Raw genomic sequence first — 12,533 nt, 5'->3', positions numbered from 1 at the left:
TGCTAGTATACATTATTTTACTGTTTGGGTGAAACAGAATCAAACGTCACAACACTGTCAAACTTATTTCCCGAGACTCCTGCTATACTTACAATAGAAAAACAGCGAGGAAAGAGGGAATGATATGAGTACTGAAGCACAGTCCAAACTATTAGTTTCATTAAGTATTGTACAGGTGGTTCTTGCTACCTCCATTCTCTTCCTACCGGTGATGTACCTAATGTACCCTGAACAGGAGAGTCTGCTGCTTGGAAGCTTGATTATTTTCGGTGCGCTGAATATGCTAGCTGGCTTATCGAATCGGATTAAAGGAGAAAACCGTTCAGGCTTGTTCTTTTCGATTGCAGGCGTTGTGATTCTTGCAACAGGTGTGAGTCTATTACTCTTTTAAAAATGTATGATCTTATATATAAAAGGAACTTCTTGATTTTAGAAGGAGTTCCTTTTTTTGTGGGGTCGATTCTTTATGAATGTTAATTCGACAGGTACCAGGTACCTGTCGAATTTTTTATGTCAAAAGGTTTTGACATTATGTTGGGAGTATATTACAGTAAAAGTGTAAAGAGTATTTGACATATGTGTGGGGTGATGAATGTGGAAAACAATATTAAAGTGCTCCGCCAGAAACGGAAGCTATCACAGAAAGATCTCGCAACTGCTTGTGCCGTTTCACGTCAAACGATCAATGCGATCGAGAACAATAAGTATGATCCGACGCTCCATCTTGCGTTTGAATTGGCTTCTGTTCTTGAAACCCCGTTAGAGGAGTTATTTAACTACAAAAGGAGTGAATGAGATGCAGTTATTGATTCAAGGAGTAGTGGTTGTTATCTGGATTTTCTTAGCGGGATTTCTAACTGGCAAACATGACTATCCATTCGGTAAAAATGATGATGAACGAAAGCGTGAGATCAAGAAGCGTTCGATCACACAGAGCTGGTTAACGGTATTGTTGTTTCTGGTTATTAACTTTCTTTATGGGTTTTTTCACATACGAGGGGGAGCAGTGGAGTTAAGCAACACGAGCTTGGAGTTATTCTACATAGGGATTGCGATCTTATCGTACATAATGTTTTATGGCATTAATTCGAAGAAGATGAGTGCGTGATAGGTCTGCACCGAACAGAAAGAAAACGCCAACACCTGTAATAGAGTCTCGAATCGATTAGTGAATAACAAAGGGAATCCCAGTAAGAAGTGGGGTTCCCTTTGTTATTCAATGTTTTACAAGTAGTATTTAACATCCTAGACGATTAACCATCACAAAAAACGCTAAATATTCCCAATAATTGAAACTTTATCATCTCTACAATCGTAAATAGGAATAGAAGCAAGGGAGTGAATCATATGCACCTATTCGAAATCAATGTCACGAAGAAAAATGAGAACCTCATCATCAAATGGCAGCTAAGTAAAATTGAGATTCCTTTATCCGACATAACGAGAGTGGACTATGATAACACGTATGGCGGGAAAGATAAATCTGCTATTCGGATTGGTAATCCTTATGCAAGCACAGATACCGTCGCGATCAAAACTAGAAAAGAGACTTACATTCTATTTACTAATATTGGTGGGATGAGAGAAAGGATCTTATCGTACATAGCTTAGGGTTGGGGCGTAATGCTTATAAACTTTGAAAGGGAGAGACAATATGGAGATCTACGTATTAGTACTATTAACAGGCGCTTTTCTATATTTAGCTAAAAAAGTAGGAGAAAAGGATAAGCAGCATATAGAACACTAAAGGTAGAGTTGAAAATGCTTTTCAAACTTCATTAAGCTAAGAAGGGTATTTATTAAAAAATACCTTATTAACCAAAACATACTCTATTATCGGATATACTCTTTTTTATAGAATACTAGTAGAACAAATTAGGTTATAGGAGGAGTAGGTTATGAGAAGAAAATGCCCAGAATGTGGTGGAGAAAAATTTGACCAGGGGACAGACCATATGCCGATACGACCAATGAACAAGAAGTTTTCAATGAAGGCGTTACAAAAGATTTATACTTTTTGTTTAGGGTGTGGTGAGATCGTTTCTACAAAGGTTGAGAACCCTACTAAACTTAATAATTAAATTTCATTCAATGTGGAGGACGGTGCTAGGTGGATGAAGAGCAATATTATTAATCTAGTTCGCCATAATAACAGATTCACTATCACTCACGTTTTTTTATATGGCTTTGAGCATTCTAATTGGTATGCGACTGATTTTCTTTACTCTATAAAATCTTTTCAAAGGGTACAGAGCCCTTAAAGAAAGTTTGGTGTACATATTGTCCATGTTCTTTTCTGCCCCTGTAGCGACAGTGTTATTTATAGCTTATATCCTTATATATATATTGGATGAATTGCTTTTGAAAAACAAGCTTGCTGATTTAGGAGTTGGCAAGAGTTTTGATCATATGACTAAGAGAGAATGGTATCGGCTTTTTACAGCTCCTTTTTTCCATACGAATGGTTTTCATTTATTAGGAAATGCTTTTGGTATTTATTTTGTAGGATTCGTGCTGGAAGATAAGATTGGAAGTGGTTTGTTTCTACTTATTTACATGGTAGGTAACCTATTCGTTTCTTTGTTGTTTTCTAAGTATTCTTCATTTACTAGTGGGAAAGGTGCATCACCAGGTATATTTTCGCTAATCGGTTGTATGTTTTTTCTATATATACAATCACCTGATTTATTTAATTTCCAAATAGGAACTTGGGCTACAAATTATATTATCTTTTATTCTGTTTTAGGGAATTTTATAGGCATACAGGGGGCTATTTCTCATGTGCTAGGCTTTATATTTGGTATGGTTTTGAGTATTTTTTTTATTTTAAATTGAGTTATACGGTAGAGAAGATAAATCTCTCAATTTCGAATCTACCGGGTAGTGTTAGCATGATAAAAAGTATGCGATCTATATATAGGACAGGGTTGTAGAAGAAGGAATTGTAGTAGTTACGCTAAAAAAATTAAAGGAAGGAAGTGATTGACTTGCCTATTTGGAAAGGGTATCTAGTGACACTTATTGAAATCATTTGCTTTTTAGTTGTTGGTTTTATACTAACCGATTTTGCTCTAAGTAAGTTGTATGAGAGTGTGGGCATTTCCTTTGTTGGGAATGTGGGTTCAGTGTGGGTTGGCCTTTCTTTTATTCTTTTTTCTTTATATACGTTGTTTAAAACATATGTACTCTCTCACAAAAGCCCGTTGTTGATTGGGCGTATTAATTCTCTTATTTTTTGGATGATACTCATTCTGTCAGTCTATTCGGTAGTTTCTCCCTTTGTAAGAGGTGCGATTTAGTCGGTAGCGATTACTTAAATAAAGTAACTTCATGTGCATTAAGGGCAAAATTCCCCAAAGCATGTTGTGCTCAGTAATAGATTACGATTGCGAGTCTTTCTTTTAAGGGAGCTTATCAATAGAATAAGCCCCCTTTTTGATATGCAAGTATTTCTTTATTTCATACTCTCACCCAAAGCATGATGGCTGGATCGTTTCGAAACGCGCTTCTTTGTAAACAGCATAAGTAACGGCACAATGAGGATGAGCAAAGTCACGACGCCTCCCCAGCCTAAGCGATCCCAAAGCATACCTACTCCTGAACTTCCAGCAGCTACGCCTGCATAATAACTAATGAGATAAAAACTTGAAGCACTGCTCTTATGGTGCTCCGCTGTACTTGCAACAGACGCAGAGGCCATGGAGTGAGCGATAAAAAAGCCAGCGCAAATTGCACTAAGTCCGATTAGGACGAAGGATAAAGCATGAAAGAGTGTGAGTGACACGCCACCAGCAAGAATAAATAAGCCGGCAATCATTGTCCGGCGAAGGCCAACCCCTGAAGAAATTTTCCCCGCAACGGGAGGAGATAGCACGCCCAGAATATAAGCAAAGTACGTGAATGAAATCCATTTTAACGAAAGGGAAAAGGGTTCTTGCTCTAAATAGAAAGGCAAGTATGTCCACACTCCTGTGAAAATGACTTGAATGAGAAAGCCTAGGGTAAAAAGCGATAATAATCTTCGGTCCGTCAAGTGGAGAAGCATGCCTTTAATATCGTTCATGATATGACCACTTCCGGCTGTGAAAAAGCGAGAAGCGGGGAGGAGACTGAAGAAACAAATGGCAGCTACGATTGCGAATGATGCCAGGACAAAGAAGCTTATCTCCCAGCTGTACAAATCCGTCAGATACCCAGTTGCAACTCTTCCTCCAAGTCCTCCCATCGCATTACTTGCAATGTAGATACTCGTGGCAATTCCTACACTTGATGAATCAACTTCATCACCAAGATACCCCATCGCTGCCGCTGGAATGCCAGCAAGAAAAAACCCTTGGATGCAACGAATCACGATCAGTAATAGAAAGGACTCTGCAAACGGCATCACGAGCAATGTTGTGACGACCAATATTAACGAGATCTTCAGGACAGACGTTCTTCCATATCTGTCTGATATAAATCCTAGAACGAGAAGTCCTGGAATCATTGACATGACAGGCGTGGACATCAGCAAGCTCGACGTTGTCGCTGTAAGGTTGAATTCATTCGCAAAAACGGGAAGTAAGGGCTGAAACGCATATAGTGCTGAAAAAATAAGTAATGCACCAAAGCCAAGACTAATCGCTGCGCGCCAGAAACCCGAATCCTTCACTATGTATGGGGTTTTGGCAGCTTGTTGTTTGTTCATCGTATCCGCACCTTTTTGCCTTTGTTTCGTTCTTTCGTTTAAAGCATTAGGGTTTGTAAACCTATTGTTCATTCAATCTTCATAGAGAAAATAGTAGCAACTGTCATTATAACGATTGAGGTGGGATTCAGCCAGGATTCTGATTTTTCTATTAACGATTGCGGTTCTAGCAGTAGTTTGAAATAATTGGGAGAGTATGTGTTGTGGAGTGAGAATTGTTGAGAAATGGAGTTCGGAAAGCAATCTACTTAGTATTGACTCTCTTTATCTTTCTTTTTCTTTGGAGAGTTGTAGGTTGGATATGGGAGTTGTATGTACCGTTCACTTATAAAACGGATCTTATTGGCATACTCTTTGTCTTACCAGTGATGATCGGGTGCTCTTTTTTACTTGCAAGCCTTATGGTAAGGATTTTGGAAGATAAAGGATGACTGTTGATTTGGGCTTTGAAAAAAGTAGATTCATAGAAAGGAAGAATGACTTTGGTAGAGGCGATACGTAAACGACTTAACGAACGTTATCCGATTGATGTAACCACTGTTGAAGCAGTCACAAATGCGATGTATCGGTGTGTTGCTGTTGAAGGAACGTATTATGCGAGAATTACGAACTACAAGACGTTTGATGAGCAGGTCGAAGAGGTTCGCTATACTGAATTTCTACGACATGAAGGCATTGGGACATCGGCTGCGATTGCTTCATTAAATGGGAATGTTGTGGAAAAGATGTCGCTACCTGATAAAGACGTGCGAACCGTTCTCTATGAAGCAGCGCCTGGAGGTCACCTGCCTAGAAGTGAGTGGAATGCAGATGTATTAAAAGAGGTAGGCCGGGAGATTGGTAGGTTGCATCGTACTTCGAAAAAGTTTGAAGAGACTCATCCCCCTCAACATATCAACGACTGGCACGACAGTGGGGAGTATGACTTTCTAACGTATATTCCTGAAGAAGAACGTGCGATTCGAACGATTGCTGAGGAGGTACACTCGACGATAAGAAGCATACCGAAAACAGACGAAAATTATGGGTTGCTTCACGGTGATCTCTGGTTAGAAAACATCGTCGTTGATGATGATCGAAATCTGACGCTGATCGATTTCCAAGATTGTGAGAAGCATTATTATATTTTCGACCTAGCCGTTCCAATCTATAGTGCGATTGAGTATTCGTTTCCAGGTGGAGGCAACATCGTGGACTATGGACGTAAGGTTACAAAAGCGATTATCGAAGGATACGAAGAGGAAAATAACCTTTCACCGGAAATGCTTGAGAAACTTCCTTTATTTATCAAGTTAAAAGAACTGTTCGAATACAGCTTGATGCACAGGTACTGGAATAAAGAGAAGCTTACGGAAGAACAGATGAGAATCATGAATCATTTTAGAATGAGGCTTGAACGAAATCAATCGGTGCTTGAGGAAAAATGGCTAACACGAACGTGAATGAAACGAATGATGAGTTCCATACGCAGTAGAAGAGAGAGAGGGAAAGGGGCAGTTTGATGAAATTAAGGTCGAAAACGTTAGGAAACGTGTTAACGAAATTTCTTTGGGCAGATATCGGGCTCACTACCGTTCTATTGATAAATATCTTTATCGCACAAGTGGTTGAAGTCAGCGAAACCTTCGTTAATTATGATGCGATCGTTGCACTGCTTTTAGGTTTGAATTTCTTCGTTTGTATTGTCATCTATCTCGTCTGGCTTTATAAAGTACACAATGATTTACGAGAGATGAATTCCTCGTACCCAATCACTCCAGGTGGCGCGTTAAGACGTGTGATGATTCCATTTTACAATCTATATGGTCTATGGAATGTGTATTCTACGATGGCAACTTATTTTAAAGAAAGCGGCTCAACACATGAAGCCGGTAAGAAACTTGCGATTTACACGCCAATCTATTATTTTCTTTACATCGTTACGAGCTCCATCAACTCATTTTTAAATATGCAGTCCGACTATAATCCATATAGCTTCATATGGGTGGTTACTTTTGTAGGGGATGCTGTGTTAGTGATTTCTTACATTCTGATCATTAAAGTAGTGATAAGTGGAGTAGTGAAGTTATCAGAACAGTATTGGAAAAGTGAAGAGGAAGATCGTGAAGCGATGCACTCTATATGAACTGAGGAGAAAGTAATGGAGCAAACCGTTAAATGTGAAAACATCACAGAAGAGACCGTTCACCAGTATGAACAAAAGGGATACGAATTGGTCTTCCTAGAACATGTCATGGAACATGATTTAACTGAAATTCCTCAACTAGAATCTTCGTTACCGTTGACGTTCCAGAGCTGGTCATCTTCGTCAGAAGAAGACTTTTACGACGTATATGCGGCATCGTTCAAAGATCGTCCAGGATTTCCGGGGTGGTCGATGGAGAAATGGATCGATTGGATCTCGTCTAGCTCGACTTTTCTTCCTGTACGGTCTTATCTTGCCACCGTTCATAACAAGGCGATAGGGTTTATTGCTGCTGACGCTGATGAGGAATTTTCAACCGAGAAGGGGTTTATCATTCAAGTTGGTGTCATACCAGAGTGGCGGCGAAAGGGAATTGCGGCACAATTGACTTGTAGCTGTTTAGAGGCTTTCCGTCAAGATGGAAAGAGATCCGTAGTGCTCCATGTTAATGAGAACAATCCGGGTGCAATCGGGCTTTATGAAGAATTAGGGTTTCGAACCGTCCGTAAGAGAGGGACGTTTGAGAGATTGTAAAGGTAATTGATCATAACGAAAAGAGCTTGGGACGGCATGTGTTATGCCACCAGGCTTTTTTTATTGTCTATTTAATGGATCATTATGTAATTTTAAATAATATAATCATCTAAATGACATATATATGTTGCATAAAGACATTTTTATTATATAATGGAAAAAGAAGGTTAATTATTTACAAATTGTGGGGTGGGGAAATGAGTATCGAAATGAAGCGTCTTTCGAAGTCGTTCAAGAAAGGCGAGCTTGCACTATCGGAGATTGATTTTACATTGGAAAAGGGAGAGGTTGTTGGGTTAGTTGGTCCGAACGGGGCTGGGAAGACGACCTTGATGAAGATTCTTTCTGGAATCATCGTGAAGTACGACGGTGAGTTAAGCATAGGTGATCAAGCAAAAGTTGGGAGCTTGATCGAGAAGCCAAAGTTCTTTCCGAATAGGAGCGGGTTGTACAACATCAACTACTTTAGCGCATTGTATGGAGTGAGCAACAAGCAGATGGATGAAATCATTGAGTCGCTTGGAATGACTTCCTATTTGAAAAAGAAGGTGAAGCATTATTCGCTTGGGATGAAGCAGCGGCTTGGAATTGCGCTTGCACTCATTTCTAACCCCGACTATCTTATTTTAGATGAACCGACGAACGGCATGGATCCTGATGGGATACGAAATATACTTGGTTATGTAAGAGAGCTCGTTAAGGGACGAAACATTGGTGTGCTGATTTCGAGCCACATTTTAGAAGATGTGGAGAACATCAGTGACCGCGTTTATGTGATCAAAGAAGGGGCGTTCGTGAATCAGTACACTCATGACCGTGAGCGTGAACAGGTAATTAGCCTTGCTTTCTCAGAGGATGAGGTTCATAAGGCGTTCAGCATGTTGGGTAATGAAGAAGGCATCAACAAACAGCAGAATGTGATTTCATTCATCTACGATGGAAACATGAAGCCAATCTTGCATCATCTAGGTCAAGAGGCGATTTACCCGACCGATGTGAAGACGAAGACAGCAACGTTAGAAGATTTTTATTTTGAACAGATGAGAGGGGAAGCGAAATGAACTTTGGGAAATATCTCACACTGGAGCTTAGAAGGAACGTCCTCAGTATACCGCTATTCTTAGCGATCGGTCTTTCGCTTGTGTTAGGTGGCGGCATCGTCTATTCAATCTATCAGTTGGATGGACCTTTTCGTCCGGAAAATGTAACTGGTTTGTACTCGATGATCGCGACAGTTGCACTTGGGGTGTATTGTGCAAAGCTCGTCATCATAGATCTTCATTACGGAACGATCTACTTGCTGTTCACGTCAGCACGAGACAGACTGAAGTTCCTTGTATCAAGAGTGATCGTTATCATGGCCGTGTCGATTATGTTTGGAGTCGGTTGTGGTGCGCTGCTCTATGTAAATCATATTCTTAACGCTTAAGCGTTCTCATGGGGAGATGTTGGCTCATCTGTTTTTCATTATGTACTGTTTGGCGTGTTCTTCACATTATTCTTTCTCGTGATCTCAATGTTCTACCAGAAGACGATGAACCTTTTCGTTCTTTCGATCGTAACGATTCTTGTGCTACCTGGCATCCTCGGCATCATATTGCAGGTCGGCGCTGTGCCAGCATTCATAAAAGACTTCGTGACTTATCTTCCGTTATATAGCTTGCCGAACGACCTACCGTTTCTTGCGATGGAAGGCGTGGATATGGTTGTCGTCACAATCGTCAGCCTCGGCTTGTTCGCGTTTGCATTTTATGGGTTACCAAAAACAGACTACTAAAGGGGATTGAAAGATGAAATTGTGGTTTAAGAACAAGCAGTTCGATGAACGTGTGACAACGATCCAAAATAAAATTTATCGTGAGCTGTATTTGATCATCGTGATTATTTGTGGGCTTTCCGTCGTGTATAAAGTGTCTTTCGAAGGGTCCACGGGTGGAAGTATCATGACAGAAATACTTATCCTCATCATTAGTGGAATATTTTATTTAATCCGATCATCGATGCTCGGAATTTTCACGGATGAAGTCGACATGTATGAGAGAAAAAGTAAATGGAAGGTCAATACGAGAAACCTCGTGCTCAGTTTACTAGCTGGTCTTGCGATTTCATTAACATTTGCGTTTGTTAATTCGCAAAAATATGCAGACACTAGAGAAGAAACGATCTATTTCTTCTTAAGTATTTTCGCTGGTAGTATGATGATTTACCTTCCATTTTTGATTGGTGTTTTTGTTCTCCCTTATGCGCTCGCAAAATATAAAAGTGATCGTGTGAACGAGCGAGAGTTAGAGGATATGGAAGAAGATGATGAACAGGATGTGCGGTGATCGACGTTGAAGAATAAAAAACTAAAGATGGCGCGGGTGGAGCACGATCTATCGCAACAGGAGCTTGCGACAAAGGTTGGTGTCTCCAGGCAAACGATCGGGTTGATCGAACTGGGTAAGTATAATCCAACGCTCCAATTGTGTGTGGCGATTTGTAAGGCGCTCGGAAAGACGCTTGATGATTTGTTTTGGGAGGAATGAAACGAAAAGAGGATGACTCAAATGAGAGTCATCCTTTTTGTGTAGAGAAAGTTTTAAGGCTCATCTGCCACGTTATTGTGGTGATTTCCGCTCCAGGATGCTCGCTTTCCGCGGGGCGGGCGGTGAGTCTCCTCGTCGCTTTCAAAACGCTCCTGTGGGGTCTCACCTGTCCCGCACGTCCCGCAGGAGCATTCCTGTGAGAACAGAATGAGGCCTATTGCATAAAAAAGGACCCTCCGTTATGATGCAGGTGCTAACCAATAGCCCATAACTAGGAGGATCCTCAAATGCATCTTAATCGAAATCAACGTATTAATCAAATTTCAGAAACAACGCTCGTTGTTGGCATCGATATTGCCAAGCGAAATCATTACGGCTGTGCTATAGATGAACGTGGACGTGAATTAAAGAAAAGCTTTGCGATTCGTCAATCTCTTCAGGGGTTTGAAAGCTTTTATGCATTGGTTTTAAAGATGATGGAAACGCATGATAAAACAGAGGTCATCATCGGCTTTGAACCTACGGGTCACTACTGGATGAATCTCGCAGCCTTTTTAACAGACCATGGTATTCCATATGTCCTTGTCAATCCTCTGCACGTCAAACAAACGAAAGAGCTTGACGATAATCTGCAGAGTAAGAATGACCAAAAAGATGCAAGAGTAATCGCGAAAATGATCCCTCAAGGGTACTACAGCTCACCGAGAGAAATGACGGAAATTGATTCAGAACTCCGTCGGGGGACGGCCTTTCGAGTCCGCTTAAAAGAACAAGTGGCTTCCATTCAAAACCGCATCCGACGTTGGATCGATATTTACTTCCCTGAGTTCTCAACTATTTTTAAAGGGCTCGGTCAACAAGCTCAAGCTATACTTAATTACTTTCCACTTCCAGAAGATCTCCGGATCTTCTCTAAGGAAGAATTGATTGCCACCCTTCAAGAAAAAGGCGTTCGCTACCTATCAAAAAAGAAAGTAGAAAACCTTCTTAAAATCGCAGAGGACTCAATAGGACTTCAAGACGGTCTTGAGATGGCACGCTTAGAAATTAGGATGTTACTTGACCAAATGGCCATATATGAATCACAAATCAACTCGTTAACTGAGAACCTTATCGTTCTTGCCCGTAAACTACCAGACTTTGAATATCTTACGTCTATTCCTGGTATCAGCGAAACGACCGTTTTAGAGCTCCTTTCTGAAACAGGTTCATTAAAACGTTACAAGGATCCACGCCAATTATTAAAACTCGCGGGACTTACACTAGTAACCAACTCATCAGGACAATCGAACGGTAAGAAGAGAATATCTAAGCGTGGACGCAGAAGACTTCGATCTCTGTTGTACAAAGCAGTGTTTCCTTTACTTCACGCCAATCCAGCTTTTCGCACTCTTTATGATTATTACAGCGTTGATCGCGAGAAACCGGTAACGAAAAAAGAAGCCCTTGTCATTCTTTGTCGTAAACTACTTCAGATCTGTCACGGACTTAGCGTGTATGAAGTGGAGTTTGATGCCGAACGGATGATGCGAGACATGCCTTTCCTACCTACTTCGAAAGTAGCATAAGCTACTAGAAGCTTAACAGCCCAGACACTGAGAAGCCGGCCAATACACGACTTTCGACGATCGTAAGATCAGTCCATGCAGGAGCATACGCCGGCCTCTGCGTTAGGGTGAGACTCAACGAAGGAATGTAGGCACAAGATGCCAGGAGAAATGGGAGGGTGAGTCCACCTAGCAAGCAGAGATCATAGGTGCCTATCATTAAATTTGGGAGGCCCTTCCAGTCTCTTGACGCAACGTGTAAGCATCATTCCCTTTATTTTGAACAAATTAAAAATAAAGGAATATTAAACGGGACTATACAGTGATAAAACTTTTTTCCACAGGAATAATGTGGTTTAAAACCCTGCCATAATAACTTTTTCCGAGGGAGTCGAGCATCCTTCCGCTCCAATCTACATTAAATGTATGACTAAGAGAAATAACCAAAGCTTAAAGAAACGGATAAAGAATGAAAGCAGATGCCTACTTAGATCATAATCGGTCGGAAAGTTTGCTTCGATTGATTGCACCCCAGTAGGAGTGAATACCGCTTGACTCCCGTGGAAAACGGGCGTTCGAGACTCGGAGTGGACGGGTTTTTGTCCGCTGTGAGGCTCGGGCGTTCGTCCACAGGAAAGCAAGCGGTATTCAAACTCCTACGGTATAGGGAGCACAATAACCAGGGTTTTCATATATAGAGGATGACTCAGATAAGAGTTGGCCACTTTGTCTGTTATCCCGTAGTGGCATTGGTTGATTGATAGTTTACTATGTACGGAAGGCATAGGTACATCCCAACCGAATATGCTGCCATGAGTGCTATCGTACTGGAAAAAGAGATAGTAGAAGTAGCATTAACAAACATGCCGAGTAGACCGATCGGTACTACGCTCAGTATGGCTACGAGAATTCTAGAAATGAACGTCACCTGATTAACTGTTCCGCATTTTTTACATGTGATTGGACGATAAGCAAAAAACATGGCTTTTTGCACCGTTTTCCAGGAGAATTTGTTTTGGCAAACGTCGCATTGTGGAATTGTCTCTCACTCC

At 40.9% G+C, this 12,533-nt stretch carries 18 protein-coding genes; 16 read left to right on the top strand and 2 right to left on the bottom strand.

Translation table 11 applies throughout. From position 1 onward, the window contains the following. The first annotated feature begins 124 nt into the window (after nt 1-124). The 6 genes from SJY16_RS14700 to SJY16_RS14675 all read left to right on the top strand — a co-directional run bounded on the left by SJY16_RS14700 (nt 125) and on the right by SJY16_RS14675 (nt 2,835). Complete coding sequence (locus SJY16_RS14700) at nt 125-391, top strand: hypothetical protein (protein WP_377890304.1); 267 nt, start codon at nt 125-127, stop codon at nt 389-391. 203 nt (nt 392-594) lie between these two features. Continuing rightward, nucleotides 595-795 carry a helix-turn-helix transcriptional regulator gene (locus SJY16_RS14695; RefSeq protein WP_377890303.1) on the top strand — a complete coding sequence of 67 codons (201 nt, stop codon included), beginning with the start codon at nt 595-597 and terminating at the stop codon, nt 793-795. Between the two features lies 1 nt (nt 796). Continuing rightward, nucleotides 797-1,108 (top strand): hypothetical protein, encoded by a 312-nt coding sequence (locus tag SJY16_RS14690; RefSeq protein ID WP_377890301.1) that lies wholly within the window; start codon nt 797-799, stop codon nt 1,106-1,108. Between the two features lie 239 nt (nt 1,109-1,347). Then, nucleotides 1,348-1,611, top strand: a complete 264-nt coding sequence (locus tag SJY16_RS14685; RefSeq protein WP_377890299.1) for a SunI/YnzG family protein — start codon at nt 1,348-1,350, stop codon at nt 1,609-1,611. Nucleotides 1,612-1,898: 287 nt separating this feature from the next. Then, entirely contained in the window at nt 1,899-2,081 is a 183-nt protein-coding gene (locus tag SJY16_RS14680; protein WP_377890297.1) for a hypothetical protein, read from the top strand. 280 nt (nt 2,082-2,361) lie between these two features. Next, on the top strand, nt 2,362-2,835 hold the full coding sequence (locus SJY16_RS14675; RefSeq protein ID WP_377890295.1) for a rhomboid family intramembrane serine protease: 474 nt from the start codon (nt 2,362-2,364) through the stop codon (nt 2,833-2,835). A gap of 619 nt (nt 2,836-3,454) precedes the next feature. Here SJY16_RS14675 and SJY16_RS14670 read toward each other — a convergent pair. After that, entirely contained in the window at nt 3,455-4,687 is a 1,233-nt protein-coding gene (locus SJY16_RS14670; RefSeq protein WP_377890294.1) for an MFS transporter, read from the bottom strand. Nucleotides 4,688-4,905: 218 nt separating this feature from the next. On the opposite strand from SJY16_RS14670, the gene SJY16_RS14665 reads away from it, so the two are divergent. The 10 genes from SJY16_RS14665 to SJY16_RS14620 all read left to right on the top strand — a co-directional run bounded on the left by SJY16_RS14665 (nt 4,906) and on the right by SJY16_RS14620 (nt 11,502). Beyond that, nucleotides 4,906-5,118, top strand: a complete 213-nt coding sequence (locus SJY16_RS14665; RefSeq protein WP_377890292.1) for a hypothetical protein — start codon at nt 4,906-4,908, stop codon at nt 5,116-5,118. Nucleotides 5,119-5,169: 51 nt separating this feature from the next. Then, nucleotides 5,170-6,129 (top strand): phosphotransferase enzyme family protein, encoded by a 960-nt coding sequence (locus SJY16_RS14660; protein ID WP_377890290.1) that lies wholly within the window; start codon nt 5,170-5,172, stop codon nt 6,127-6,129. 59 nt (nt 6,130-6,188) lie between these two features. Beyond that, entirely contained in the window at nt 6,189-6,812 is a 624-nt protein-coding gene (locus SJY16_RS14655; protein ID WP_377890288.1) for a hypothetical protein, read from the top strand. A gap of 15 nt (nt 6,813-6,827) precedes the next feature. Continuing rightward, nucleotides 6,828-7,406 (top strand): GNAT family N-acetyltransferase, encoded by a 579-nt coding sequence (locus tag SJY16_RS14650; RefSeq protein WP_377890286.1) that lies wholly within the window; start codon nt 6,828-6,830, stop codon nt 7,404-7,406. A gap of 197 nt (nt 7,407-7,603) precedes the next feature. Beyond that, a complete protein-coding gene (locus SJY16_RS14645; RefSeq protein WP_377890285.1) occupies nt 7,604-8,467 on the top strand; it encodes an ABC transporter ATP-binding protein in 864 nt (287 codons plus the stop codon). After that, nucleotides 8,464-8,835, top strand: coding sequence for a hypothetical protein (locus tag SJY16_RS14640; protein WP_377890284.1), 372 nt, complete (start codon nt 8,464-8,466; stop codon nt 8,833-8,835). Before SJY16_RS14645 ends, SJY16_RS14640 begins: the two co-directional genes overlap by 4 nt. Before the next feature lie 87 nt (nt 8,836-8,922). Next, on the top strand, nt 8,923-9,183 hold the full coding sequence (locus SJY16_RS14635; protein WP_377890282.1) for a hypothetical protein: 261 nt from the start codon (nt 8,923-8,925) through the stop codon (nt 9,181-9,183). A 13-nt stretch (nt 9,184-9,196) separates the two neighbouring features. Then, the gene (locus SJY16_RS14630) at nt 9,197-9,733 is read left to right on the top strand and encodes a DUF6773 family protein (RefSeq protein ID WP_377890281.1); all 537 of its coding nucleotides are present in this window, start codon (nt 9,197-9,199) and stop codon (nt 9,731-9,733) included. Between the two features lie 6 nt (nt 9,734-9,739). After that, nucleotides 9,740-9,934 (top strand): helix-turn-helix transcriptional regulator, encoded by a 195-nt coding sequence (locus SJY16_RS14625; RefSeq protein WP_377890279.1) that lies wholly within the window; start codon nt 9,740-9,742, stop codon nt 9,932-9,934. Between the two features lie 287 nt (nt 9,935-10,221). Continuing rightward, nucleotides 10,222-11,502, top strand: a complete 1,281-nt coding sequence (locus SJY16_RS14620; protein WP_377890277.1) for an IS110 family RNA-guided transposase — start codon at nt 10,222-10,224, stop codon at nt 11,500-11,502. Nucleotides 11,503-12,214: 712 nt separating this feature from the next. On the opposite strand, the gene SJY16_RS14615 is transcribed toward SJY16_RS14620, so the two are convergent. Beyond that, nucleotides 12,215-12,520: a TIGR04104 family putative zinc finger protein gene (locus SJY16_RS14615; RefSeq protein WP_377892267.1), complete on the bottom strand. Its 306-nt coding sequence runs from the start codon at nt 12,518-12,520 to the stop codon at nt 12,215-12,217. Nucleotides 12,521-12,533: the final 13 nt, after the last annotated feature.

It is taken from the genome of Alkalihalobacillus sp. R86527, from assembly GCF_042466185.1.
Taxonomy (GTDB): domain Bacteria; phylum Bacillota; class Bacilli; order Bacillales; family Guptibacillaceae; genus Guptibacillus.
This window is presented reverse-complemented; position numbering and strand designations above follow the sequence as displayed.